The sequence below is a fragment of the Pseudomonas sp. 8_5_2 genome (assembly GCF_059295255.1).
In genome coordinates, this window is record NZ_CM181238.1 from 3,217,055 (window position 1) to 3,242,284 (window position 25,230).

At 60.3% G+C, this 25,230-nt stretch carries 20 protein-coding genes and 1 pseudogene; 14 read left to right on the top strand and 7 right to left on the bottom strand.

Annotated features, from left to right (window positions below; all coding sequences use genetic code 11):
• The first annotated feature begins 129 nt into the window (after positions 1–129).
• The 4 genes from AC5O5R_RS14770 (at position 130) to AC5O5R_RS14785 (ending at position 4,304) form a co-directional block, all read left to right on the top strand.
• Entirely contained in the window at positions 130–801 is a 672-nt protein-coding gene (locus AC5O5R_RS14770; protein ID WP_172229891.1) for a helix-turn-helix transcriptional regulator, read from the top strand.
• Positions 798–1,715: a pyridoxal-phosphate dependent enzyme gene (locus tag AC5O5R_RS14775; RefSeq protein ID WP_494514477.1), complete on the top strand. Its 918-nt coding sequence runs from the start codon at positions 798–800 to the stop codon at positions 1,713–1,715. The genes AC5O5R_RS14770 and AC5O5R_RS14775 overlap by 4 nt, the downstream gene beginning before the upstream one ends.
• A gap of 215 nt (positions 1,716–1,930) precedes the next feature.
• Complete coding sequence (locus tag AC5O5R_RS14780; RefSeq protein ID WP_494514478.1) at positions 1,931–3,028, top strand: carboxynorspermidine decarboxylase; 1,098 nt, start codon at positions 1,931–1,933, stop codon at positions 3,026–3,028.
• A gap of 31 nt (positions 3,029–3,059) precedes the next feature.
• Complete coding sequence (locus AC5O5R_RS14785; RefSeq protein WP_494514479.1) at positions 3,060–4,304, top strand: saccharopine dehydrogenase family protein; 1,245 nt, start codon at positions 3,060–3,062, stop codon at positions 4,302–4,304.
• Between the two features lie 58 nt (positions 4,305–4,362).
• Here AC5O5R_RS14785 and AC5O5R_RS14790 read toward each other — a convergent pair whose 3' ends face one another.
• Positions 4,363–5,409: a class I SAM-dependent methyltransferase gene (locus tag AC5O5R_RS14790; RefSeq protein WP_172229879.1), complete on the bottom strand. Its 1,047-nt coding sequence runs from the start codon at positions 5,407–5,409 to the stop codon at positions 4,363–4,365.
• A 281-nt stretch (positions 5,410–5,690) separates the two neighbouring features.
• On the opposite strand from AC5O5R_RS14790, the gene AC5O5R_RS14795 reads away from it, so the two are divergent.
• Genes AC5O5R_RS14795 through AC5O5R_RS14815 form a run of 5 tightly spaced genes read left to right on the top strand, consistent with a single transcriptional unit; the run spans position 5,691 to position 10,597 of the window.
• Positions 5,691–7,028 (top strand): UDP-glucose dehydrogenase family protein, encoded by a 1,338-nt coding sequence (locus AC5O5R_RS14795; RefSeq protein WP_172287041.1) that lies wholly within the window; start codon positions 5,691–5,693, stop codon positions 7,026–7,028.
• Positions 7,016–7,990: an NAD-dependent epimerase/dehydratase family protein gene (locus AC5O5R_RS14800; protein ID WP_494514480.1), complete on the top strand. Its 975-nt coding sequence runs from the start codon at positions 7,016–7,018 to the stop codon at positions 7,988–7,990. The genes AC5O5R_RS14795 and AC5O5R_RS14800 overlap by 13 nt, the downstream gene beginning before the upstream one ends.
• A 34-nt stretch (positions 7,991–8,024) precedes the next feature.
• On the top strand, positions 8,025–8,768 hold the full coding sequence (locus AC5O5R_RS14805; protein WP_494514481.1) for a glycosyltransferase family 2 protein: 744 nt from the start codon (positions 8,025–8,027) through the stop codon (positions 8,766–8,768).
• Positions 8,765–9,037: a lipid-A-disaccharide synthase N-terminal domain-containing protein gene (locus tag AC5O5R_RS14810; protein ID WP_172230592.1), complete on the top strand. Its 273-nt coding sequence runs from the start codon at positions 8,765–8,767 to the stop codon at positions 9,035–9,037. Before AC5O5R_RS14805 ends, AC5O5R_RS14810 begins: the two co-directional genes overlap by 4 nt.
• Before the next feature lie 3 nt (positions 9,038–9,040).
• The gene (locus AC5O5R_RS14815; RefSeq protein ID WP_494514482.1) at positions 9,041–10,597 is read left to right on the top strand and encodes an ArnT family glycosyltransferase; all 1,557 of its coding nucleotides are present in this window, start codon (positions 9,041–9,043) and stop codon (positions 10,595–10,597) included.
• 7 nt (positions 10,598–10,604) lie between these two features.
• On the opposite strand, the gene mqo is transcribed toward AC5O5R_RS14815, so the two are convergent.
• A complete protein-coding gene (gene mqo / locus AC5O5R_RS14820) occupies positions 10,605–12,182 on the bottom strand; it encodes a malate dehydrogenase (quinone) (protein ID WP_172230586.1) in 1,578 nt (525 codons plus the stop codon).
• 167 nt (positions 12,183–12,349) lie between these two features.
• Between mqo and AC5O5R_RS14825 the strand changes: the two genes are divergently transcribed.
• Together AC5O5R_RS14825 and AC5O5R_RS14830 are read left to right on the top strand one after the other, a co-directional pair.
• On the top strand, positions 12,350–13,570 hold the full coding sequence (locus AC5O5R_RS14825; RefSeq protein ID WP_172288022.1) for a putative DNA modification/repair radical SAM protein: 1,221 nt from the start codon (positions 12,350–12,352) through the stop codon (positions 13,568–13,570).
• Positions 13,561–14,406 (top strand): TIGR03915 family putative DNA repair protein, encoded by an 846-nt coding sequence (locus AC5O5R_RS14830; RefSeq protein WP_494514483.1) that lies wholly within the window; start codon positions 13,561–13,563, stop codon positions 14,404–14,406. The genes AC5O5R_RS14825 and AC5O5R_RS14830 overlap by 10 nt, the downstream gene beginning before the upstream one ends.
• 127 nt (positions 14,407–14,533) lie before the next feature.
• Here AC5O5R_RS14830 and AC5O5R_RS14835 read toward each other — a convergent pair whose 3' ends face one another.
• The 5 genes and pseudogenes from AC5O5R_RS14835 to vasI form a co-directional block, all read right to left on the bottom strand.
• Positions 14,534–15,619 carry a type VI immunity family protein gene (locus AC5O5R_RS14835; RefSeq protein ID WP_172228514.1) on the bottom strand — a complete coding sequence of 362 codons (1,086 nt, stop codon included), beginning with the start codon at positions 15,617–15,619 and terminating at the stop codon, positions 14,534–14,536.
• A gap of 14 nt (positions 15,620–15,633) precedes the next feature.
• Entirely contained in the window at positions 15,634–16,362 is a 729-nt protein-coding gene (locus AC5O5R_RS14840) for a VRR-NUC domain-containing protein (RefSeq protein WP_494514484.1), read from the bottom strand.
• Positions 16,363–16,758: 396 nt separating this feature from the next.
• Positions 16,759–20,373 (bottom strand): annotated as a pseudogene (gene tssM / locus AC5O5R_RS14845) (type VI secretion system membrane subunit TssM).
• The gene (gene tssA, locus AC5O5R_RS14850) at positions 20,370–21,836 is read right to left on the bottom strand and encodes a type VI secretion system protein TssA (RefSeq protein ID WP_494514485.1); all 1,467 of its coding nucleotides are present in this window, start codon (positions 21,834–21,836) and stop codon (positions 20,370–20,372) included. The pseudogene tssM and the gene tssA overlap by 4 nt, the downstream one beginning before the upstream one ends.
• On the bottom strand, positions 21,824–22,474 hold the full coding sequence (vasI, locus tag AC5O5R_RS14855) for a type VI secretion system-associated protein VasI (protein WP_494514486.1): 651 nt from the start codon (positions 22,472–22,474) through the stop codon (positions 21,824–21,826). Before vasI ends, tssA begins: the two co-directional genes overlap by 13 nt.
• 335 nt (positions 22,475–22,809) lie before the next feature.
• Between vasI and tssB the strand changes: the two genes are divergently transcribed.
• Genes tssB through tssE form a run of 3 tightly spaced genes read left to right on the top strand, consistent with a single transcriptional unit; the run spans position 22,810 to position 25,227 of the window.
• Positions 22,810–23,313, top strand: coding sequence for a type VI secretion system contractile sheath small subunit (gene tssB, locus AC5O5R_RS14860; RefSeq protein WP_494514487.1), 504 nt, complete (start codon positions 22,810–22,812; stop codon positions 23,311–23,313).
• A gap of 16 nt (positions 23,314–23,329) precedes the next feature.
• Complete coding sequence (tssC, locus tag AC5O5R_RS14865; RefSeq protein ID WP_494514488.1) at positions 23,330–24,820, top strand: type VI secretion system contractile sheath large subunit; 1,491 nt, start codon at positions 23,330–23,332, stop codon at positions 24,818–24,820.
• Positions 24,817–25,227 carry a type VI secretion system baseplate subunit TssE gene (gene tssE, locus AC5O5R_RS14870; protein WP_494511071.1) on the top strand — a complete coding sequence of 137 codons (411 nt, stop codon included), beginning with the start codon at positions 24,817–24,819 and terminating at the stop codon, positions 25,225–25,227. Before tssC ends, tssE begins: the two co-directional genes overlap by 4 nt.
• Positions 25,228–25,230 lie beyond the last annotated feature (3 nt).

Genomic DNA, 25,230 nt, shown 5'->3' on the forward strand with positions numbered 1-25,230 from the left:
CATTGCCCTAAGGCCATGCGGTCCCTGTGGGAGCTGGCTTGCCGGCGATGAGGTCGGCAAAAACAACACAGATCGCAAAATTCAACTTAATGTGTAAAAATACACAAAACGTTGACTTTGTGATTTGTCATGCCCATTTCCCCCAACGAAGAACGCCAGCTCACCCTCACCGTGCTCAAGGCCGCCATCCAGGCCTTGGGCAGCGTTGCCGCACGCAACATGGAAATCCTCCTGCATGACCTGGACCACCCGGAGCATTCCGTGGTGGCGATCGTCAATGGCCAGCTTTCCGGCCGCAGCGTCGGCAGCCCGATCCTTGCCGCCCCGGAGCAGGACCAGGGCTTCAAGGCGCTGATGCAGGCCTCGGCGGACCAGCGCGGCTGCGAGCCCGTGGTACTGCCAGATTACCCCACCACCCTCAAAGGCCGCACCCTGCGCAGTGCCACGGCGATATTCCGCGACAGCACCGGCCACCCCTTCGCCAGCCTGTGCGTCAACACCGACGTCACCGACCTGGCCGCCGCCATGAATTTTCTACAACAGTTCCAGCCACTGGGCGCCGAGCCCGCTGCCAGCGAACCCGCCGACATGGAACTGCTGATGAGCGAGATCATCCAGGCCTCCCTGCAAAGTGGCCAGGGGCGCATGAACAAGCAGGCCAAGGTCGAGGCCGTACGGGTGATGCAAGAGCGTGGCCTGTTCATCGTCAAGGGCGGCGTGGAAAAAGCCGCCAGCGCCCTCGGCGTGACCCGATACACCATTTACAACTACCTAGAGCAACTGCGCGGAGCCAGCCAATGACCTTGCATATCCACACACCCCTGATCGAATCCCGACCGCTGTCGCTGGCCGCTGGTCGCAACATCTGGCTCAAGCTCGATGCCCTGCAGCCCTGCGGCTCGTTCAAGCTGCGCGGCGTGGGCCACGCCTGCGAGGTGCACAAGGCGCGTGGCGCACAGCATTTCGTGTCATCTTCCGGGGGCAATGCCGGCCTGGCGGTAGCCTATGCCGGGCGCAAGCTGGGCGTGCCGGTGACCGTGGTGGTGCCAGAGACCACTACCGAGCGGGCACGGCAGCTGTTGTGCCTGGAGGACGCCAAGGTGGTGGTACATGGCAGCTCCTGGCAGGAGGCCAACACATTGGCCCAGACCCTGGTCGGCCCGAATGACGCCTTCATCCACCCGTTCGACGACCCGCTGCTGTGGGCCGGGCATGCCAGCCTGGTGGATGAAGTGGCCCAGGCCGGCCTGAAGCCGGACGCCGTGGTGCTGTCGGTGGGCGGCGGCGGCTTGCTCAGCGGCGTGGTCGAAGGGCTGCGGCGCAATGGCTGGGACGATGTTCCGGTACTGGCGGTCGAAACCACGGGGGCGGCGTCGCTGCATGCGGCCATGCAGGCAGGGCATTCCGTGGAGCTGGAGCGCCTCGCCTCGGTGGCAACGTCGTTGGGCGCCAAACGTGTTGCTGACCAGGCGCTGGCATGCACGCAGCAGCATCCGGTGCGCAGCCACCTGGTCAGCGACCGCGCGGCGCTGGAGGCCTGCGAGCGGTTCCTGCTGGACCACCGCGTACTGGTCGAGCCGGCCTGTGGGGCAGCGTTGGCCTTGGCCTATGACCCGAGCAGGCTGGGGAGTTTCCAGAATGTACTGGTGGTGGTCTGCGGCGGGGCTACGGCGACTCTGGAACAGATTCAGGCGTGGTTGCAGCAGGCGGATTGAGGTTGCCTGCGCCGGTGCCATCCGTCACATCAATTCAGTCCTTCTCCGATATTACGATAGTCACATGCCACTGATCTACTGAGCCCGCCGCAACCGAAAAATCCCTTCGCAATGTCGTCAACCCTGACGAAATGCGTATCGCACCCTTTCGGTCTGCGGCAAGTGAAGGCACAATGCGTGTCCTTTTTTTGGCCGGCCTGGCCGGGGGCCTTTAAATGATCAAGACGCCGTATTACCTCATCGATAAAACCAAGCTTCTCAGCAACATGGAGAAGATCGCCTACGTGCGTGAACACTCCGGCGCCAAGGCGCTGCTGGCACTCAAGTGCTTCGCGACCTGGTCGGTATTCGACCTGATGCAGCAGTACATGGACGGCACCACCTCGTCCTCCCTCTTCGAGCTCAAGCTCGGCCGCCAGAAGTTCGCCGGTGAAACCCACGCCTACAGCGTGGCGTGGGCTGACGACGAGGTCGAGGAAATGCTCGAGAACTGCGACAAGATCATCTTCAACTCGATCGGCCAGCTGCAACGCTTTGCCGAACAGTCCGAAGGCAAGGTCCGCGGCTTGCGTGTCAACCCGCAGGTGAGCAGCTCCGACTACCTGCTGGCCGACCCGGCCCGCCCGTTCAGCCGCCTCGGTGAGTGGGACCCGGAGAAGATCGAACAGGTGATCGAACAGGTCTCCGGCTTCATGTTCCACAACAACTGCGAGAACGGTGACTTCAGCCTGTTCGACAAAATGCTCACGCACATCGAAGAGCGCTTCGGCCACCTGCTGCACAAGGTCGAGTGGGTCAGCCTGGGTGGTGGCATCCACTTCACCGGTGAAGACTATGCGGTCGACGCGTTCTGCGCGCGCCTCAAGGCTTTCTCGCAAACCTACGGCGTGCAGGTGTACCTGGAGCCCGGCGAAGCCGCCATCACCAACAGCGCCTCGCTGGAAGTGACCGTGCTCGACACCCTGTACAACGGCAAGCACCTGGCCGTGGTCGACAGCTCGATCGAAGCGCACCTGCTCGACCTGCTGATCTACCGCCTCAACGCCAAGATGGCCCCCAATGACGGCGAGCACACCTACATGGTCTGCGGCAAATCGTGCCTGGCCGGTGACATCTTCGGCGAGTACAAATTCGATCGTCCGCTGGCCATCGGCGACCGCCTGTCGTTCATCGACACCGCGGGTTACACCATGGTCAAGAAAAACTGGTTCAACGGTCTGAAGATGCCTTCCATTGTGGTCAAACAACTCGACGGCAGCGTCGAAGTGGTCCGCGAGTTCGGTTTTGAAGACTACGTTTCCAGCCTGTCGTAAGACCGGCTTTCAGTAAGGAGCAAGGGATAAATTGAAGAAGAACGTTCTTATCATTGGTGCAGGAGGTGTCGCCAAGGTGGTGGCCCACAAGTGCGCGCAGCATAACGACGAACTGGGTCGTATCGCTATTGCGTCACGGAACATCTCCAAATGCCAGGCCATCATCGACAGCGTCAAGGCCAAGGGTAGCCTCAAGGTACCCGCCGACATCCAGGCCTTCTCGCTCAACGCCCTCGATGTCGAGGCCACCAAGGCACTGATCCGCGAGACCGAATCGCAGATCGTGATCAACGTGGGTTCCGCGTTCCTCAACATGTCGGTGCTGCGTGCCTGCATCGATACCGGTGTCGCCTACCTGGACACCGCCATCCACGAAGAGCCGGGCAAGATCTGCGAAACCCCGCCGTGGTACGGCAACTACGAGTGGAAACACCTCGAAGAGTGCCAGGCCAAGAACATTACCGCCATTCTCGGCGTCGGATTCGACCCGGGTGTGGTGAACAGCTACGCCAAACTGGCGCAGCAGCAGTATTTCGACAGCATTGATTCGATCGACATTCTCGACGTCAATGCCGGTTCGCATGGCAAGTACTTTGCTACCAACTTCGACCCGGAAATCAACTTCCGCGAGTTCACCGGGCAAGTGTACAGCTGGCAGAACAGCCAGTGGACCAGCAACAGCATGTTCGAGGTCAAGCGTACCGACGACCTGCCCGTGGTAGGGTCGCAGAACCTGTACCTGACCGGGCACGATGAAGTTCACTCGATTTCGAAGAACCTCAACGTGCCGAACGTGCGTTTCTGGATGAGCTTCGGCGAGCACTACATTAATGTGTTCACCGTGCTGAAAAACCTGGGCCTGCTCAGCGAGCAACCGGTGAAAACCGCCGAAGGCCTGGAAGTGGTACCGCTGAAAGTGGTCAAGGCCGTGCTGCCAGACCCGGCCTCCCTGGCCCCTGGCTACACCGGCAAGACCTGCATCGGTGACCTGGTCAAGGGCACCAAGGATGGCCAGCCGCGCGAAGTGTTCATCTACAACGTGGCCGACCACGAAGAAGCCTACGCCGAGACCGACAGCCAGGGCATTTCCTACACCGCAGGCGTACCGCCAGTGGCTGCAGCCCTGCTGGTCGCGCGTGGTGAGTGGGATGCCAAGCGCATGGTCAACGTCGAGGAGCTGCCAGCCGAGCCGTTCCTCAAGGCGCTGGACGTGATGGGCTTGCCGACCCGCATCAAAGATGAAAAAGGTGATCGTCCCTGGGACGCTGAAGCCTAAGTAACAAGACAGACAGGGCGCCATCGCGGCGCCCTTTCTGTTGTTGCTGGCCTGACCGCTACTTTCGCGCTTCCAGGATGAGGTTGAAGGGCGTCTGCGTCGCCCGCCGAAACCGCCTGAAGCCCGCCTCCTCGAACACTGCCCGCAATCTTGCCTCCCCGGCCTGCGCACCCAGCCCAAGCCCCACCTCCTGCGACAGCGAGTTCGGCGTGCAGATAAACGTTGACGCCGCATAGAACAACCGCCCGACCGGCGTCAGGTTGCCGTCCAGTGAATCCTCGGCATAAGGTTCCACCAGCATCACCGTGCCGTCCGCCTTGAGCGCCCGGTAAGCATGCCTGGCCGCCCCCACCGGGTCGCCCATGTCGTGCAGGCAATCGAAGAAACACACCAGGTCGTGATCATGCCCCGGGTAGTCCTTTGCGCTGGCTTGCTGGAAGCTGACCCGGCCCGTCAATCCCGCCTCTCGCGCCCGCTGGTTGGCAGTGGTGATCGAAGGCCCATGGTAGTCATAACCGACAAAGGTCGAAGCCGGAAACGCCTGGGCCATCACCAGGGTCGAGGCACCGTGCCCGCACCCCACATCTGCCACCTTGGCGCCGGCCTGCAGCCTGGCCACTACGCCCTCCAGCGCGGGCAGCCATTCGCTGACCAGGAACGTGCGGTAGCCCGGCCGGAAGAACCGTTCGGTACCGCTGAACATGCAGGGGTGATGGTCGCCCCAGGCCAACCCGCCATCGCCGCGCATGGCCGCCACCAGCTTGTCCTTGTCGTGGAACAATGCCGCCACCACCGCTGCGCCGCCGGCCATGTAAGCCGGGGAATCCTCCAGCGCCAGCGCCATGGCCTGCTCTTCGGGCAGCACGAACCGGCCCTTGTCATGCACCATGTAGCCGGCCGCCGCTTGGGCGTTCAGCCATTCGCGCACCAGCCGCGGGTGGCAGCCGGTCTTTGCCGCCAGCGCCTCGGGGCTGGTCGGCTGGCTGTCGGCCATGGCCCGATAAAGCCCCAGTTCGTCGCCCAGAATGACATTGGCCAGGGTCGCCGCCGCGCCCATGTCGCCCACCAGCTTGCCCATGAAGTCGTGAAGCCGTGCCTCGTCCATGACCTGCCCTCCTCTGCAAGAAGGCCATCGCCAGCGAGGGACATCCGCTCCGGGGTGACGGTGGTCGATTGGATGGAATGGCGCGCTGCTTCAGCAAGGTAGCGAGCCATTCGTAAGTTTAGATGTCTCCAGGGCGCACATCCGCGATTTGGACTACACACGCACAATCCTCGATCTACATGCGCAAACTGATTCGGCACAGGGCGATGACCTGCGCAGGTAACAATATCTAAACAAGACTGTGACATTTTTTTTCAGCTTTCCTATCAAGGAGCTGTCAGATGAAAGTCACGGTTTTCGGTACCGGCTATGTCGGCCTGACCCAGGCAGTGTGCCTGGCGCAGGTGGGGCACTCGGTGTTGTGCATGGATGTCGACGCCGAGCGGGTCGCTGCACTCAATGAAGGCCAGTGCCCGATCTTCGAGCCCGGCCTGGCGCCGATGCTGGAGAACAGCCTGGCCTGCGGTCGCTTGCGCTTCACCACCGACGCCGCACAGGCAGCCAACTACGCCAGGCTGCAGTTCATCGCGGTGGGCACCCCGCCCCACGCCGATGGCAGCGCCGACCTGAAGCACGTGTTTGCCGTGGTCGACTGCATCCTCGAACATGCCACCGGCCCCAAGGTCATCGTCAACAAGTCCACCGCACCGGTCGGCACGGTGCACCGCATCAAGGCGCGCATTGCCCAGGCCGTGGCCGACACCAGCCGCTTTCAGGTCATCAGCAACCCCGAGTTCCTCAAGGAAGGCTCTGCGGTGGACGACTGCATGCGCCCGGAGCGCATCATCATCGGCGGCGCCGAGGCGGCCGAGGTGGAGTTGCTGCGTGAGTTGTACCTGCCCTTCAGCCGCAACCGCGAAAAACTCATGATCATGGATGCGCGCAGTGCCGAACTGACCAAGTACGCGGCCAACTGCATGTTGGCGACCAAGATCTCCTTCATCAATGAAATCGCCAACCTGGCCGAGCACCTGGGCGCCGACATCGAAATGGTACGCCGGGGCATCGGCTCGGACCCGCGCATCGGCTATGATTTCATCTACGCCGGCTGCGGCTTCGGCGGCTCGTGCTTCCCCAAGGACCTGCAAGCCCTGCGCCGCAGCGCCGAGGCCGAAGGCTTCGAGCCGCAACTGCTGCGCGCGGTCGAGTCGGTCAACCAACAGCAAAAGGGCCGACTGTTCAGCAAGATCCAGCGCCATTACCCAGGCGGCCTGCGGGGCAAGGTCTTTGCCCTGTGGGGGCTGTCGTTCAAGCCCAACACCAATGACATCCGCGAAGCCTCCAGCCGGGTCCTGCTCGAAGCGTTGTGGGCAGCAGGTGCGCGGGTGCAGGCCCATGACCCGCAAGCCATGGAGGAAATCCAGCGCCATTACGGCCCGCGTGCCGACCTGCAGCTGGTGCCGTGCAAGGACGATGCGCTGAAGGGCGCAGATGCCCTGGTGATCGTCACCGAATGGCAGGACTACCGCGTGCTCAACCTGGACAAGGTGCCGCAACAGCTGACCGACCGCGTGGTGTTCGACGGGCGCAACCTGTTCGAACCCGAACACATGGCCGCCGCCGGCCTGACGTACTACGGCATCGGCCGTGGCCAGGTGCAGCCAGCATGCCGGTACTGATTACCGGCGTCGCCGGCTTCATCGGCTTCCACCTCGCGCGACGCCTGTGCGAGGCAGGCATCGAGGTGGTGGGCATCGACGACCTCAATGCCTACTACAGCGTCGAGCTGAAACGGGCACGCCTGCAGCAGCTGCATGGTTTCGCCAATTTCCGCTTCCAGCCCCTCGACATCGCCAACCCGGCCGAGCTGCAGCAGCTGTTTGCCGGCCAGCCGTTCAGTGAAGTCATCCACCTGGCGGCCCAGGCCGGGGTGCGCTATTCGCTGGACAATCCCGGTGCCTATGGCCAGGCCAACCTGGTGGGTTTCCTCAACGTGCTCGAAACCTGCCGCCAGTATCCGCCGCGCCACCTGATCTATGCCTCCAGCAGCTCGGTGTACGGCGCCAACGCCAAACTGCCCTTCAGCGTCGACGACCCGGCCGAACAGCCGGTGTCGCTGTACGCCGCCAGCAAACGCGCCAATGAGCTGATGGCGCACAGCTATGCGCACCTCTACCAGCTGCCAACCACCGGCCTGCGGTTTTTTACCGTGTATGGGCCGTGGGGGCGCCCCGACATGGCGTTGTTCAAGTTCACCCGCGCCATGCTCGAAGGCCGGCCGATCGAGGTTTACAACAACGGCCTGATGGGGCGCGACTTCACCTATATCGACGACATCGTCGAGAGCGTCGTTCGCTTGCGCCTGAAACCGCCACAACCTGCCGCCGGCCAACCGCCCTGCCAGCTGTTCAACATCGGCCGCGGCCAGCCCGTGCGGCTGTTGCACTTTGTCGAATGCCTCGAAGACGCATTGGGGATCAAGGCGCGGCGCGACTACCTGCCCCTGCAACCGGGTGACGTGCTGGAAACCTGGGCGGATGTGGGTTCACTGGCGCGCTGGATCGACTTCTCCCCAGCCACGTCCCTGGAATACGGCGTGAATGCCTTTGTCGGCTGGTACCGGGATTTCTACCGGGTCTGAGCCGAGCAATCCCGACACGATGACAGGAAACCCCATGACAGACCCACTGGACCTCTCGGTACTCATCCCCGCCAGGAACGAGGCCGACAACCTGCCGTCACTGCTGATGGAAATTCGCAGTGCACTGGCGGCCGAAAACTATGAAGTACTGGTAGTCGATGACGGCAGCAGCGACCGCACCGTAAGCGTACTGCAGCAACTGAAAAGCCAGGGCTACAGGCAACTGCGCATCCTCCGTCACGACCGTTCGCTGGGCCAGAGCACTTCACTGTGGCATGCCGCACAGGCGGCCCGCGGGCATTGGTTGGCGACCCTGGACGGCGACGGCCAGAACGACCCGGCCGACATCCCCGGCATGCTCGCCCTGGTGCGCGCGAACCAGGACTTGGCCGGCGGCGTCAAGCTGGTGGCCGGGCACCGGGTGAACCGCCGCGACAGCGCCAGCAAGCGCTGGGCCTCGCGGTTTGCCAATGGCCTGCGCAGCCGCTTGCTCAAGGACGCCACGCCCGATACCGGCTGCGGGCTGAAACTGATCGAGCGCGCTGCGTTCCTGCGTCTGCCCTACTTCGACCACATGCACCGTTTCATCCCGGCGCTGATTCTGCGCCACAACGGCCGCATGCTGGTGCACCCGGTCAACCACCGGCCACGTCATGCCGGCGTTTCCAAGTATGGCAACCTCGACCGCGCCCTGGTGGGCATCCTCGACCTGTTCGGGGTGTGGTGGCTGATCCGCCGCACGCGCCTGGACACGCGCCCGCAGGAGCTTGAAGGATGACCCGCGAGACCCTGTGGCTGATCATCGGCTTCGCCGGCCAGGCGGTGTTCACCGGGCGCTTCGTGTTGCAGTGGCTGTACAGCGAATTCAAGCGCCGCAGCATGATACCCGTAGGTTTCTGGTACCTGAGCATGCTCGGCAGCGCGTTGCTGCTGACCTACGCCATCTACCGGCAAGACCCGGTATTCATCATCGGCCAGAGCTTCGGCTTTCTGGTCTACCTGCGCAACCTGCAATTGATCGCCCGCCAGCAGGAACAGAAGGAATAGACCTTGGCAAACTTCAAGACGCTCAGGGCCGAACGCTGGGCCCTGATCGCCCTCGCGGTGCTGCTGGTGGGCGCAGGTATCGGCTGGCGCCAGCCGATGAATGTCGATGAAGAACGCTTTCTCGGCGTGGCCCTGGAAATGCTGCAAAGCGGCAACTGGTTCATCCCCCACCGGGCAGCGGAAATCTATGGCGACAAGCCGCCGCTGTTCATGTGGACCGTGGCCTTGTTCAGCTACCTGAGCGGCTCGCCCAAGGTCGCGCTGTACCTGCCTGGGCTGCTGTCGGCAGCGACCATCACCTGGGTGTTGCACGACCTCGGGCGACGCCTGTGGAACCGGCGCATCGGCGTGATTGCCGCGTTGCTGTTCCTGGCCACTTACCAGAGCTACAGCATCCTGCGCACCGGGCAGATCGACAGTTTTCTGTGCCTGTGGGTGGCGCTGGGCTTTTACGGTATGGTCCGCCACCTGCTGCTAGGGCCGGCCTGGGGCTGGTTCTACCTGGCTTGCGCAGCCATGGGCCTGGGCATCATCAGCAAAGGGGTGGGCTTTGTTCCGGCACTGATGCTGCTGCCCTACGCCTGGGCGGTGCGTCAGCGTTGGGGCGGCGTGGTCGCCATGCGGGGCCAGGGTTGGCGCTGGAGCCTGGGGCTGCTGTGCCTGCTGGCCGGTTGCGCGGTCTGGCTGCTGCCGCTGCTGGTGTCGATTGCCCAGGGTGGTGGTGCGGCAGAGGTGGCCTACCTGAAGGAAATCCTGTTGCGTCAAACCGCCAGCCGCTATGCCAACGCCTGGGACCATCGCGAACCCTTCTGGTACTTCTTCGTCAAGGTCATTCCCAAGTACTGGCTGCCGCTGATCCTGGCCCTGCCCTGGCTGGTACCGGCGTGGCGCCGGCAATTGCAAAAACACGACGGCCGCTACCTGCTGCTGCTGGGTTGGGTGGCACTGGTGCTGCTGTTTTTCAGCCTCGGCAGTGGCAAGCGCAAGCTGTACATCTTCCCGGCGCTGCCAGGCCTGGTGCTGGCCATGGCGCCGCTGGTGCCGTGGTTGCTCAAGCGCTGGTTGCAGCAGCGGCCAGGCTGGCGCAAGGCGTTTACCACCGTGGCTCTGGTATGGTTTGCGCTGTGGTTTGCCCGCGGTTTCATCGAGCCCGTCAAGGAAGGCCGTAACCCGCACGACACGCTGATGAGCGAAGCCGCACGCGCCACTGGCGGCGCCGAACTGGTACTGGTGAACTGGCGCGAAGGGCACTGGCTGTTTGCCCGGCAACCCATCGTGCACTTCGGTTTTACCGGCCAGTCCAGGGCCGATTCTGCCGCTTACTGGCTGCGTCAGAATCCGGCGGCCTTTGCCCTGATCCCGGCCACGGAGCTGGGCCGCTGCTTCAGCGCCGACAAGGCGCGCAAGCTGGGCGAAACCTCGCGGGCCGAGTGGTATGTGGTCGGCGCCGATGCCGACAATGGCCAGTGCCAGGCCGCTGCCCCTCACAACGTGTATCGCTTTGCCTGGGCCACAATGCCCGAGGGCCTGCACGCAGCAGCACAGGTCTCCGGGCAATAAGCTGAATTCAGGGTGTGGCGGCGGTCACAGGTGGATCAAGCTGCAACACCTCGTTGGTGTACGCCCACTCCTTCTGTACCAGGTCGGGGTGGTCGTTCAGGCGCATGCCGTACGACGGAATGATCTGCTTGATCTTCGCCTGCCACTCAGGCGATGCCAGCTTGTCCTTGAACACTTTGTTCAGTACATCGAGCATGATCGGTGGTGCAGTCGAGGCGCCCGGTGACGCGCCGAGCAAGCCGGCGATGCTGCCGTCCCTGGACACCACCACTTCCGTACCCAGCTTGAGAACGCCCCCCAACGCCTGGTCTTTCTTGATGATCTGCACCCGCTGGCCCGCCTGCCACAGCCGCCAGTCGCCCTGCTTGGCCTCGGGGAAGTAGGTGCGCAGCGCCTCGAAGCGGTCATCGTCGGATTGCAGCACCTGGCCGATCAGGTACTGCACCAGGTCGAACTCGCGTACCCCTACCCGCACCATCGGCCAGGCGTTGTGCACGCTGGTGCTGGCCAGCAGGTCGAGCAACGAGCCTTGCTTGAGGAACTTGGTCGAGAAGGTGGCGAACGGCCCGAACAGGATCATGCGCTTGCCATCGAGCACCCGCGTGTCCAGGTGAGGCACCGACATCGGTGGTGCGCCGGTGGCGGCAATGCCGTAGGCCTTGGCCATGTGGCGCTGGGCGATGGCCGGATTGTCGGTGACCAGGAACGAACCCCCGACCGGAAAGCCGGCATAGTCCTTGGCTTCGTCGATGCCCGACTTCTGCAGCAGTGGCAACGCTGCGCCGCCTGCGCCAATGAACAGGAACTTGGCGTCGGTGGCCGCCTTGCTGCCATCCTTGAGGTTCTTGTATTCCACATGCCACGACCCGTCATCGTTGCGGGTGATGTCTTGTACTTCGCTGGACAGCTTCAGGTCGAAGTTCGGCCGTGTCTGCAGGTAGCCCACGTATTGCCGAGTGATTTCGCCAAAGTTGACGTCGGTGCCGATCGGCGTCCAGGTTACCGCCAGCTTCTGGTTGGGGTCGCGGCCTTCCATCATCAACGGTACCCACTTGCGGATCTGCTCGTGGTCTTCGGAATACTGCATGGGCTTGAACAGCGGGCTGGCCTGCAGCGCCTCGTAGCGCTTTTTCAGGAAGCGGATATTGTCATCGCCCCACACAAAGCTCATGTGCGGGGTGGTATTGATAAACGAGTGCGGGTTCTTCAATACGCCCTGCTTCACCTGCCAGGCGAGAAACTGACGCGTGACCTGGAATGACTCGTTGATCTCCACCGCCTTGCTGATATCGACCTTGCCGTCTTTTTCCGGGGTGTAGTTGAGTTCCGCCAGTGCCGAGTGCCCGGTACCGGCGTTGTTCCAGCCGTTGGAGCTTTCTTCGGCCACCTTGTCCAGGCGCTCGACCATTTCCATCGACCAGCCCGGCTCCAGCTCGTTTAGCCAGACGGCCAGGGTTGAACTCATGATGCCGCCACCCACCAGCATCACATCGACCTTTCTGGTTTCCGCTGCCTGGGCATTGAACATGCCCAGCGCCAGCGCCAGGCCGGCCAGCGCCAGTTCCGGCTTGATGGTGATCTTCATAACCTCTCCCGTACCTCGTTGCTATCCGTAAATGTCCAGCCACAAGCTTAGCTGACGGATTTAGTCGGGTTTGCGCGGCGATAATTACGACGGGCTGCCTACTCTGAGCTTGCAATCGGGCGCTTCTCAAAATACTGTATGAATATTCAGTATCGCGAGCCAGTGCCATGCAACTCATCGCCAAACTCGGCATCCTCGCCGACGCCGCCAAGTACGACGCCTCCTGCGCCAGCAGTGGCGCGCCCAAGCGCAATTCACGTGGCGGCGACGGGCTGGGGGCGACCAACGGTATGGGCATCTGTCACAGCTACACACCCGATGGCCGCTGCGTATCCCTGCTGAAGATACTGCTGACCAACTTTTGCCTGTACGACTGCCAGTACTGCGTGAACCGCCGCTCCAGCAACGTGCCGCGCGCCCGCTTCAGCCCTGAAGAGGTAGTGCGCCTGACCCTGGACTTCTACCGCCGCAATTGCATCAGCGGGCTGTTTCTCAGCTCCGGCATCATACGCTCGGCGGACTACACCATGGAGCAGCTGATCCGCGTGGCTCGGCTGTTGCGCGAAGAGCACAACTTCCGCGGCTACATTCACCTGAAGACCATCCCCGATGCCGACCCGCTGCTGATCGAGGAGGCCGGTCGCCTGGCCGACCGCCTCAGCGTCAACATCGAACTGCCCACCGATGCCAGCCTCAAGCGCTTGGCGCCGGAAAAGCACGCACATACCATTCGCCAGGCCATGGGCGTGATCCATCAGGGCCAGCAGGCGGTCGCCAACGAGCCCAAGGCGCCACGCTTCACTCCCGCCGGGCAGAGCACCCAGGTCATCGTTGGCGCCGACAGCACTGACGACAGCACCTTGCTGCGCAATTCCGAATCGCTGTATCAGGGCTATGGCCTGAAGCGTGTGTACTACTCAGCCTTCAGTCCGATCCCCGACAGCCCCGGCAGTGTGCCCCTGGCCGCGCCGCCACTGCTGCGCGAGCACCGCCTGTACCAGGCTGACTTCCTGCTGCGTGGCTACGGCTACAAGGCGGGCGAATTGCTCGGCCAGGTTGGCAACCTGGCTCTGGACATCGACCCCAAGCTGGCATGGGCACTGGCCAACCGCGATGTTTTCCCGCTGGACGTAAACCGCGCTGAACCCGCCCTGCTGGCGCGCATTCCGGGTATCGGCCTGCGCAGCGTGCAGCGCCTGGTTGCGCTGCGGCGGGAACGGCGCATTCGCTACGACGACCTGATCCAGCTGCGCTGCGTGCTGGAAAAGGCCCGGCCTTTCATCGTCACCAGCGACTACCGCCCGCAGCAGGCCGAGCTGCGCAGCGGGCTGCTGCGAGCGCGGTTGCGTGAACCGCAAGCGCCGGTGCAGATGGGGTTGTGGGGGTGATTGCGCTCGACTGCGCAGACCTGTTCGCCACCTGGCGCGAGCAGGCGCGGTCATTGTTGGGGCACGGCATTGACCCCTCGCAAGTGACCTGGTCGCAAGGGCCGATGGCGGACTTGCTGGCGGTACCGGCTGCGCTCCCGCCAGGCCCCGGTCCGTTCCGGGCCAAGGTCCCGGCGGCACTGCTGGGCCAGCTGGAGCAGGCTTCGCGCTACCGGGGCGAACAACGCTGGAACCTTTTGTACGAGGTACTGTGGCGCGTGGCCCATGGCGACCGCACCGCGATGCTGGCCGGTGACCGCCTGGGCAGCGAACTGCAGCGGCGGATCAAGCAGGTCAGCCGTGAGGCGCATCACCTGCATGCCTTTGTGCGCTTCGTACCGCTGCCTGAGGAGCTGGTCGAGCACTTGCAGCTGGATCTGGTGGCCTATCACGAGCCGGCGCACGATATTCTGCAAAGCGCCAGCCCGCACTTCGCCGATCGCCTGGGGCGGTTGCGCTGGTTGATCGCAACCCCGCAGGACGGTATCCGTTTCGACGGCCAGGCCTTCGATTACCAGCGCCAGTGCCCCGAGGCCTGGCGCCAGTGGGCACGCAACGCCGAAGACCCCGGCGCCGAGCTATGGCGCACTTATTACCGCCATACCTTCAACCCCGCCCGCCTCAACCCCGATGCCCTGCGCCTGCACATGCCCGGCCGTTTCTGGCGGCATTTGCCGGAAGGCATGCTGATACCCCAGCTCGAAGGCCTGGCGCGCCAGGGCAAGCAACGGGATGGGCAAGCCCTGGAAGTGGCGTCCCAGGCGGGTAAGCAAATCAACAAGCCTGCACTGCGCTGATCAATCCAGCAGCCACCCGGGGTCACCTTCATAGGTGGACACCATGGCCTTCGGCGGGGATGTCGGGAAGGTGTGTTCGCCGGCCCCCTCACATTGATTCTTCTCAGCCACTGGTGAACTCTCTCGCTTAATTTTCTTGCACCAAAATATCTTTATCTTCGAGCGGCGGCTCATTCATTAATCTCCGCAAATGCAGAGGCATCTCAGATGGCGCCACATCAAAGCGTCTAAGCCATTGATCTGCCGACCAACCAGTAAGACGAAACTCACCAGACTTGGAGTTACGATGAATATTGCCTATTGAAAAGACCCTGATGTCGCATAACTGATGATCTAGAATTATGTAGGCAGGAGGCCTTAAATCGCCCTCCTCACCCATTGCTTTAGGTTCTGCCCCAGACTGAATGACGGCTCCCGCCCCATAGTCGTAAATTTTATAATGAGAGGATGGCAAGTTCTTTAAAAGACTCAGAACACCGCCGACAATACTCAACCTTGAATAGTTAACTATGGTCAACCAATTGACAGTTATAATCTTCCCATCCTTGAGCGCAGCCTCATTTGCCAGCAAGGAAGCCGTGCCAACACTTAGTCCAGGCATTCGCTCACTGACGAGTGCTTCGACAGGTTCGTTGCGCTCTCGCCGAACAGTCGAAACATTCAGAGCATATCCTGCGTACCCATGCTCAGCTTCAAGCAAGCTAGAACAGCTGACTACTAACGACAAGAAATCCGTGCGCTTCACATCAAAAGCATCAATTGGAATAGAAAACTCCATAACACTATACTCTTGACCTATTTTAGACTCCCACCCTCTTTGCCCGCAAATCAAAAACTGCCAAGCACTCGCATCTTCGGACTTTTCCCCAGCCGTATAACAAAGACTTAAAATTTCATCCTCATCTTTATTCAAGATCATGTCATGCAATGACGGAGCCTCCCCATATCTTAGCTTTGGCGCTCCCTCAGCAGGGTTTTCACGCCACAACCACGTGAAGACATTTCCGGACAACTCTACATACTTATCAAAACAACTACATATCATTTCTCTCACAGTACTCGTGTGCCCCCCTTTGAAGAATAGTGAAGCGCGAACACAAAGCACAGCGCCAACATAATCCTTAGCCCCACCCCTCATAAAAAGGTCACCAGGGAAGCTAATCAGACTTGGATCCTTAGATAGCTCTGAGACAACATCAAAACCTTCAGTCATATTCGGTAACCAATTCAATATACGGGACTAGGGCTTGGTTTAGGCAATTTTGGAATACGAGGTAGTCTTGGAATCTTACCCCGAGAGAACAACCACATTAGCTCTCCAATCTTATCCAAAATTCCGTCCAACTCCTCATAAGGCACTCGCGTTTCTTCCTCCAACTGATCACAATCACAATCCTCCGGCCGCATAATTTCAACCTTTCCCGCAGACCCCGCAATTCTCCCATAGTCTGCCATTTGCTTTGGATTGTAATCATCAGGAGGAAACTTCATCTCGACTACCATTTTAATATTATCCTGAGTTGGCGCCTCCCTTGGATTCATTAATATAACAACATCCGGGCGACGTATCATCCCTGTGCCCGCCTTGAATGGAGGGTGATCAGGATCCTCCGTCCAGTATTTTTTTATCCAGCCCGGAATCCATCCATGCTTAGTCATACCATCACGACTCAGTATTGGTAATGGTGGCGTCTTGGTCATGTCGTAACTAACCTCTGGCCGATATGGGCTACGACCGCCATGCGCAATAAATACACCATCCAACTCAGTAAGCCGGTTATCAACACAAGCTTGCTTTAGGCTTCTGCCATCAGCACCAACATTAAGCGTTGACTCGCAAAAACAGATTGTCGCACATAGAACCTTTTTATCGGAAGGATCAAGCTTTGGCTCATTTACTCCAACCCGAGTTGTCGTCCCTTCCGGCGATGTCCCTCCTATAGGAAATGAGTTCATAGTCCCCCCTCGTCCCTGATAATCTTGAGGGTGCCCGCCATTTCAGAACCGACCCACTTTGTGTAGCCCTCACCATCCGTTATGTCACGAACAGTTCCGGCGTCGGATAGAATTTGAACAGCCAGCCCCGAGACAGGCAATCCTGTATCTCTATTTATTACTCTAAACCTTCCGAGCAATATTTTACTCAACGATCCCTCCAAAGATCGCGGTCTAACCTTGCCCCCACTCATACACTCTCCTTGGCCTACTGACACAAGCCACCCCAACAAGGGCATTTAATTTATACCTACCCTCAACCGCTTCACTGGTCAAAGGAGAACTCAGCCAGCCGATCAGCCAGACTCCAGCCGATAGTGGTTGACGGGAATCCAAACGAGACCCCAATATCTGTTTTCATAAAGCCATTTTGTCCAGCTTGTATCCCGCCCCCAACTTCGACTGTTGCAATAAGCCTCTTGGCAAACGGAATCCTTTGAAAGGTTCTTGCGTGATGGGGTTAAAGGCCTTCGCGGCGTTCAGTCGATAGCGCATCACACCATCGCCGGCGCGAAAGCTCAGGTCCACGCTGGTAGCCGTGCGCCCATTGAGCGAGCCACGGCTGAGCAAGCGGAACATCGACCACGGCCCTCTGTACTCCAGGCTGCTGCTATTGCCGTTCTGCCTGAGCAAAGTCAGGTTGCTACGCACCTGCGGCCCCAAGGTATTGGGCCAGACGATGCCAGTGATCTGGCGCGGCCCATGGGTGTAGGAAATCAACTGGCCGTCCAGGTCCAACAAGCTTGTGCGTTGGTTGGCACTCAGCCCCAGCGGTTCGATGCTGAACTGCACGCTCAGGTTGCCGCGCTGATCGAAGAACGTTTCGCGGATGCGGTCTGCCCGCTCCAGCTGTTCGATCACGTCGCTGCGAATCAACGAGCGCCCTTTCTGGCCGGCCTGCAGGGCTTCAAGGTTGTCCTTCAGGAAGACCTTCAGGTACTGATCATTGAACTGCTGCAGCCGCCCCTTCGGCCCGAAGAACGCCTCGAAGTCATCCAGGGACGCGTCGGGCGCCCTGGCTACAAAGGGATAGCGCCCAGCCAGTCGCTGCTGGAAGAAGCTGTACACCTCGGCATCCCAGCGCCGCTCCAGCTCGCGCAGGGCTTCGATGTTGAGCACTTGTGCCGTTTGATCGGCCAGTTTCCTGACTTGGTGGTTGACCGGCTCTGGCAAGCCAGTAGAGACTCGCTGCAAGGTGCCAATTGGATCCTGCCCCGTCATCGAGAAACGTTGATGCACAGCCTGGAGTGCAGCTTTACCTCTGTCGGGGCTGCCCTGCACCGCCTTGGCGTAGTCATGCACGGCGGTAATGGCGCCAAGGGTTTCATCGTAATAGCTCGGTTTCTCACCCGTTGCCTGCAACATGGCGCTCAGCCCTGCAAAGGCACGCTGGATAGCCCAGGCCTGTTGTTGCTCTGGCTTACTGCCTTTGGGCAATACCGCTTTGGCTTCGTCCCCGGCGTCGACAACTCTAGTCGATAAAAGCGAGGTATTGTCCTTCACCGTATCCAGCAGCCGATGCAGCGGCGCCGCAGGGCCGGTCAACTGCTGCAGGATCGTGACGCCATGGTCCAGGTCGAGGAAGTCAGCTACCGAGAAGGCGTTCAGGGCACGGCGCCAACTGTCGATGAAATCGGCGCTATACAAGTTGCGCAGCCGTTCGCTCAGCGCCTCCCGGTCCGCATCCGAGTAATCGAGTTGACCACGCTCACCCAGCGCCCATTGGTCGATCATCGCCATATCGGCGAAGCTCTGGCTGCGTGGCTCGAAGTACTCCTTGAAGCCCTTGGCAGTGAGCATCGGCGGCAGCAGGATAGCACCGCCCTTTCCGGCGCCGATGGTCGGCTGATACACCACATCGAAGGCCGGCCCGACCTGATGACGAAGGTCCAACCCGGTGGGCAATTGCTCACCAGCCTGCTGCTTGAGGCCAGCATAAACCCGCTCGGCTAACGGCACCTTGCGCAAGGCCTCCTGGACCACGGCGATACGCTGGGTGTACTGCGGTAGGTCAGCATCGGCATAGACCAGGGCGTAGTTCAGATGCCGCATGAGGTCGCGTTGCAGTTGGCCTTGGCCGGGAAATTTCTGCTGCCACTGGCGAGCCATCCACTCTTCCACCCATCCAGGCCGCCGGTTCTGGCGGTCTTCCAGCATGCGGTAAACCCTCAGGGCGGCCATTTGCTGTTCACTGCCTGGCGGCGCCGCCTCCATGGCGTCGATCACGCCACTGGCCAAGGCCGGCAAGAATCGCTTGGAGAGCAAGCTGAGGTAGGCCTCATCGACACGCGGGCCGATGACCCGGCCCTGATACACGCCAAAATCGGAAACACCCGGCCATGCGGCGCGATAGTCGCCAAACACCGATACCGCATCGCGGATCTGGTCCAGCGGCTCCAGCAGATTGCGGCCGCTTGGATCCAGGCGCTGATCCACTTCATGATGGCTGTACTCCCTGCTTTTAGCGAGCACGCTGGCTGCCTTGGCGGCATTGATATCGGAGTAGCGTTGCCAGCTGGCGATGGCGACACAGAAAGCCAGAATGCCTACCCCGGACCCGACCCACAGCAACTGACGCTTGTTGCGCGCCACCCTGATGTTGTCCCCGGCAAGTCCAGCTTCCTTATAGATGATGCGCGCGAACGCATGCTGGATGAAGTACGCCAGCGCCTTGCCTTGCACCTTACCCTCAAGTAGAGGGAGCTTCGTTTTGTAGGGTTGCGCTGCCTCGCGCACGAACGCATTGAGCATGTCACCTTGCTGGATGACCGAGGACCAATACACACCCCGTACCAAGGCCGGCGTGGTGTAGCGATCACTTGCCAGGGTTTCTTTCAAGAAGCCCAGCAATATTGGACGCAAGCCGATCAACTGGGTATGCAATGAGAACAGGCGCGCGCGCTGTGGAGCACTGTCCAACGCATCGAGTCGGTGTACCACCTGCTCAAATATCTGGTTGATCAACTGCTCGTAGTGATTGCCATACTCCTTCAGCCAAGCGTCGAACGTGCCGATCGCATCCAGCCTGAACGTAAAGCCGAACATTTTTTCGCGCATGGAAACGGAAAGGCCGGCATAGAGCTGGTCGAAACCATCCAATAAATCGAACTTGGTCAGCACCACGTACAGCGGCAGGCGGGAGCCCAACTGACTGCTTACCTCGTACAGACGAGTGCGTAGCACATGCGCCAACGCAACACGCTCCTCAGGCGTGCCATGCAGCAACGCAGGCAAGTCAACAACCAGCAACACGCCATTGAGGGCTCTCTGGCTGCGGTTGCGCAATAGCCAGTCCAACAGGTGCTGCCACAGCCTGGCCGGGGTTTCAGGTGGTAGTTGCGGTGCGCCTGAGTCGTCAGTGGGCGAGCCTGCGAGCGACTCCTGCCTGATGAAAGCCCCTGGCGGATCAATGATCACCGCATCATTGCTGACCCACCAGCCTATCGGGAAAGCCAGCGGTTGTGCCTGCCTGCCCCGGGCCTGCGCCTTATCGATTCGGGTCAGCGAAAAGCTCTGTTCCGTGCGGTCGATTAAGCTGGACTTGCCGGCATGCTGGTCGCCTATCACCAGGTACCAGGGCAACCGATACAAGGCACGTCGCCCTCCTGCGCTATCAAGAAATCGCGACAGCCCTTGGTCCAAGGCCTTCTCTTGTGCACGGACCAACGGCAATACGCTGTCCAGTTCAGCGGCCACCGCCTGCTTGCGTTCTGCCTGCAGGCGGACGTAGCGCCCACGCAGCACAACAATCCAGTACAGCAGCGGCACCAACACGAGCACCAGACTGACCAGACTACGATGCGCCGTGCTGACCAAGGGGCGCTGTTCACGTCACTCCCACTGAGGCCCGAGCCACCAGATGGCAACCAGCATCAGCACGGTACCCAGCACAACCATTAATGGCATGGCCAAGCCGATCCGAGTCACCAGGGGTAAGCCCCGACGTTTCAATAGCTTCCATAGTTGATTCATGGAGAGTTCCAGTCCTTGTTTTGATCGGCCAATGCTTGGGGGGAGGCATGCTGTTGCAGTCGTTGAAACACATCCGGCTCCCAGGCACTGGCCGTGGTTTGCTGCATGGTCCGGGCGACACTGGCGCACAAGTCCTGGGCCAACCAGGACACACCGCGTGCAGCCAGCAGGTCAGCGGCGATCACTGTGGTATGGCAACGCTCCCGAGGACCTCGAAGATCGGCCTGCATTCCCTGCAACCTGAGCAGAACGGGCTCCACGCCACCGGCTTCCAACTGGCTGGATAATTCCTCGCGCAGGGTGGCGAACTCCTGGGAGCAGGCCCCCTGCTCGGACGGACCTTGCGCCCCTTTGAGCCAGGCCAGGCTTTGGTCATCGATAAACGCTCGACCATCGCTAAAGCACAGCGGCTGCAGTGCGGGTAACCGCTGAACGAACCGAGCGGTCGCCGCACGGATAGCCTCAGCCACTTCGCCCATCGCCAGGCGTGAAGCGGCGGTTGCAGCGAGAAAGCTGCCGCGAACCCAGTAGGGACAAGCCGTCACGCTTTTTTCGATGCGCTGGAGCAATGCAGCATCGATCGCCGTCCCGGCGACCGCATCCTCATAATCACCGGCAATGTCCTGCGGAACCGCCATCAATTCAGTGCGGTTACCTTGGTTGGCTGGAGGCGCAGCCTGAATGTGCCCCCACAGACCAAAACGGCGCAGTTGATAGCCGACCGGGTCGTACGGGTCCTGCTGGTTGATAAGCTCGGCCATGTTCAACACAGCCCTGCGGGTTTCGCGCTCGTTGCCAATCGACACACGTGGCATCGGCGTTGCGATGACATCAGCCAGCGGCACTGGCTTTATGTTTGACTCTGGCGCCTTGGGTGCTGCAACCTCGCCAACGCCATTGGCAAGGTCGGCGTATTTGCTCAGCGAGCGCTCAAGCTCGACAAGCGCAGCTACATCCAATTGTACCGGTCCCTGCTGCTGTAGCAGGCGCTCAAGCGCACCTCGCGCAGCAGTTGCATACCCTGGGTTGAAGGTGAAGCGGTCGAGCCTCGGCAACGCGTCGATCAAGCGTTTCAGAACCAGGCTCACCAATTTGCGCTTGCCGATGAAGCCTGTTGGGCCCGGTTTGGGGTAAGCAGGCTCCCAATAGCCTTCGACCATACCGGCCAGCAACTCCAGCGTGAAACTCCAGCGTTGCCAACAACCACTACGCAGCCAGGCCGCACCAAGGTGCGCGACGATTCGCAAGTGCTTGCATTGCCGCGCCAAGTATTGGCAGGACGCTTCTTCGATGTACGCCCAGTCGATCGTGGGTTCCTGCAGACCTCCGAGTTTGACCATCTCTTGGTCGATAGCCTGGTAGGTTTCGTCCTCGACATCGAACAAACCCGCCGGGGCTGCGGTATCAATCGGTGCAAGCAGCCGGACGATGACCTCGGCCTGCCCCAACGCTACCACCGACATGAACGTCGCACCTGGCTGATTAGCGCGTCCAGGCCTTCGGCATCAAACGCCAGCCCGTCGACGGCCCTGTGACCGCTCACCACTTCAATGCGCTGAGCACCGATCATTTGTTTGATCTGCTCGATGGCTGGTATACCCCTGCCAGCATCCAGTACCTGTCCATTTTCCCTTACCTGCCACGCGGTTTCGCTGGTAGACCAGCCCTGCCCCTTTATCCGCACATTGACACGGCTCGCTTCGACTGGCCGGTTGGTAATCAGTTGCAGCCTGGAGATGTTCTGTATGCAGCTGATAGCCAAATAAGACCGCTCCCCAACTGAAGCTATGGCAGGGGCTGAAATGACCAGTTCCTCCTCAGCGTCCGCCACGCCTCCCAGGTTTCCCAGGCGAAAGGTCAGGTCTTCCGGCCCCCTGCCAGCCTCATTGGTCATGACACGCATGACACTGGGCGCCTCTTGCTCGGGAGCAGACCACCGGGTGGTGGCTATCACTCGCGCAGGAGTTGCTGCGGCTTCGTCAAAACAAGCCAAACGCTCAAGATTGGACACTATCCGGGGGCAGTCTCTTGAGGGATGTGCCTGAGAGGGTGCCAGACAAAACAGCAATGTAAATCCAGCACTACAGGCAGAGCGGCGCATTATCACAATCACATTCTCTTATTCGACAGTACAGATGCACTAGTGACCAACTCACCGCCAACCAGCAGTCGTCACCACCCATTAAACCCATGCAGCGAAAAATTTGAACCCAGGCAATCAGGAGGTCAGAAACGAACTTTTAGGCTAGTACAAACAGAAAGGAAGATACAAACAAATATTTAGTAACACCTCCCGACTCGACATATATCTCGCCATAGGCGCAAGGTCTTTTCGCAAGCAAGCGCCGCAACCTAACCTGCAGCTTGTTTATTATTTAACAGCACTTTGTAGGATGCTTCCTACATATATACCCAAACAACAAAGGCGATATCTACATGACTAAAGCCTCGGGCTCCGTTGCGCCCAAAGAGCGCATCAACATCAAGTACGTACCCGCCACCGGTGATAAACAGGCCGAAGTAGAGCTGCCGCACAAGATGTTGGTGCTGGGCGATTTCGGTCTGGATGACACCCGTGCGCTGGAAGACCGATCGGTCATGCGCATCGATAAACACACCTTCAACAATGTGTTGAATGACGCCGACGTCAGCTTGGCCATGTCCGTGCCCTCCACACTCAGCGCGGCACCGGATGCGGAGCTGGCGGTCAACCTGCGGTTCAGATCGATAAACGACTTCGAACCCGACCGCATCGCCAGCCAGGTGCCTGAGCTGAACAAGCTGCTGGAGCTACGCGAAGCCCTGGTCGCCCTCAAGGGCCCGCTGGGTAACGTGCCCACCTTTCGCAAGCAGTTGCAGCATTTGCTGAACGACGAGCAGGCCCGCAAACAACTCGCCCAAGAACTGGACCTGGTGCTTGAGGCGCCACAAGAAGACTGAGACAACGGAGCGTCCCATGCCAAAGTCAACCAGCACCACCCTCGCCGTTGAACTGTCCGGCGAGACATTGAGCAAAGCCACTTTGCTCGACCAGATTATGGCCGAAACCAAATTGGTGCCCGCGCAGGAGGGTTATCAAGTCGCTCGCCAAGGCGTATCGGCCTTCATTGCAGAAATACTCAAGAGCAATGATCCAGATCAACTAATCAACAAGCATCGCGTCGATCAAATGATTGCAGAGCTGGACCGAGTGCTCAGCCGACAGATGGATGCCATCCTGCATCAGCCCGAGTTTCAACAGCTTGAATCGGCGTGGCGCAGCCTCAAACTTCTGGTCGACCGTACGGACTTCCGCGAGAACATCAAGCTTGAAGTTCTGCATGCCAACAAGGAAGACTTGCTAGATGATTTCGAGAACGCGGCCGACATCACCTGCAGCGGTATGTACAAACACGTTTACACCGCGGGTTACGGTCAATTCGGTGGTGAGCCCGTGGCGGCCATGGTGGGGAACTATGACTTCGGCCCCTCATCTCCAGACATCAAGCTTTTGAGCTACATGGCCTCCGTCGGTGCCATGTCCCACGCACCTTTCCTTGCCGCCCCATCCCCCGATTTCTTCAATTTGAGCAGCTTTGAAGAGCTGCCCAATCTGAAGGAAATCAAAGACATTTTCGCCGGGCCACGGCATGCCAAATGGCGTGCGTTCCGTGAAAGTGAAGACGCTCGCCACACTGCACTGACCGGCCCCCGTTTCATGCTTCGCCCGGCCTATCATCCGCAAGAAAATCCCGTGCAGAGCTATCACTACGTCGAGGACATTGCAGGACGACACGAAAACTACCTGTGGGGCAACTCCGCCTTTTTGCTGGCCAGCTGCATTAACGACAGCTTCGCCCGCTACCGCTGGTGCCCTAACATCATCGGCCCGCAGTCCGGTGGCGCCGTCGAAGATCTGCCAGTACACCTCTACGAGGCGCTGGGGCAGTTACAAGCGAAGATCCCAACCGAGGTGCTGATTTCCGATCGCAAGGAATTTGAGCTGGCCGAAGAAGGTTTGATCGCCTTGACCATGCGCAAAGACAGCGACAACGCCGCATTTTTCTCGGCCAACTCGGTGCAGAAACCGAAGAACTTTCCCAAGACCGCGGAAGGGCTGCAGGCTCAGACCAACTACAAGCTCGGCACCCAGCTGCCTTACCTGTTCATCGTCAACCGGCTGGCCCACTACATCAAGGTACTGCAGCGCGAGCAGATTGGTAGCTGGAAGGAGCGCAAGGATCTTGAGTCCGAACTCAACAAATGGATCAGGCAATACGTCGCCGACCAGGAAAATCCGTCAGCCGACGTACGCAGCCGTCGCCCGTTGCGCGCTGCAAAGGTCGAGGTTTCCGATGTGGCCGGCGACCCGGGCTGGTACCAGGTTTCACTCGCCGTGCGCCCCCACTTCAAATACATGGGCGCGCACTTCGAGATCTCACTGGTCGGCCGGCTTGATACCCAATGAGTGGATTTTTCGACCGTTTGCTGGCGGATCAGACTGTAAGCCGCACGCCCTCTCGGCAAGAAACCGCTGCCGAGAAGTTTGCCGGCATCAAGCGCCACCTGGAAACGCTACTCAATGCGCGTCAGGGCTGCTCGCAGAGCAGCCCTGAGCTTGGCCTGCATGACTTCAACGGGCACGACGCAAGCAGTGGCGACCTGCTCAAGCAAGTGAGCGCCGACATACGCCGCACAATTCGGCGTTTCGAGCCTCGTGTGCACGTGCGATCGCTCAAAGCCATGCCCGATTGTCTCGCCCCGCTGGAGCTGCATTTCAGGCTGGACTGCCAGGTGCAGGTCAACAACCACAAGGAGCAGCTGCAACTGGAGCTGCTGGTCAACGGCCATAGCCGCCACACCCGAGTGAGGTGACCG

Coding starts and splice junctions, on each gene's coding strand:
- AC5O5R_RS14770 (WP_172229891.1), top strand. CDS start 130: ATGCCCATTTCCCCCAACGAAGAACGCCAGCTCACCCTCACCGTGCTC.
- AC5O5R_RS14775 (WP_494514477.1), top strand. CDS start 798: ATGACCTTGCATATCCACACACCCCTGATCGAATCCCGACCGCTGTCG.
- AC5O5R_RS14780 (WP_494514478.1), top strand. CDS start 1,931: ATGATCAAGACGCCGTATTACCTCATCGATAAAACCAAGCTTCTCAGC.
- AC5O5R_RS14790 (WP_172229879.1), bottom strand. CDS start 5,409: ATGGACGAGGCACGGCTTCACGACTTCATGGGCAAGCTGGTGGGCGAC.
- AC5O5R_RS14795 (WP_172287041.1), top strand. CDS start 5,691: ATGAAAGTCACGGTTTTCGGTACCGGCTATGTCGGCCTGACCCAGGCA.
- AC5O5R_RS14800 (WP_494514480.1), top strand. CDS start 7,016: ATGCCGGTACTGATTACCGGCGTCGCCGGCTTCATCGGCTTCCACCTC.
- AC5O5R_RS14805 (WP_494514481.1), top strand. CDS start 8,025: ATGACAGACCCACTGGACCTCTCGGTACTCATCCCCGCCAGGAACGAG.
- AC5O5R_RS14810 (WP_172230592.1), top strand. CDS start 8,765: ATGACCCGCGAGACCCTGTGGCTGATCATCGGCTTCGCCGGCCAGGCG.
- mqo (WP_172230586.1), bottom strand. CDS start 12,182: ATGAAGATCACCATCAAGCCGGAACTGGCGCTGGCCGGCCTGGCGCTG.
- AC5O5R_RS14825 (WP_172288022.1), top strand. CDS start 12,350: ATGCAACTCATCGCCAAACTCGGCATCCTCGCCGACGCCGCCAAGTAC.
- AC5O5R_RS14835 (WP_172228514.1), bottom strand. CDS start 15,619: ATGACTGAAGGTTTTGATGTTGTCTCAGAGCTATCTAAGGATCCAAGT.
- AC5O5R_RS14840 (WP_494514484.1), bottom strand. CDS start 16,362: ATGAACTCATTTCCTATAGGAGGGACATCGCCGGAAGGGACGACAACT.
- tssA (WP_494514485.1), bottom strand. CDS start 21,836: ATGTCGGTGGTAGCGTTGGGGCAGGCCGAGGTCATCGTCCGGCTGCTT.
- vasI (WP_494514486.1), bottom strand. CDS start 22,474: ATGCGCCGCTCTGCCTGTAGTGCTGGATTTACATTGCTGTTTTGTCTG.
- tssB (WP_494514487.1), top strand. CDS start 22,810: ATGACTAAAGCCTCGGGCTCCGTTGCGCCCAAAGAGCGCATCAACATC.
- tssC (WP_494514488.1), top strand. CDS start 23,330: ATGCCAAAGTCAACCAGCACCACCCTCGCCGTTGAACTGTCCGGCGAG.
- tssE (WP_494511071.1), top strand. CDS start 24,817: ATGAGTGGATTTTTCGACCGTTTGCTGGCGGATCAGACTGTAAGCCGC.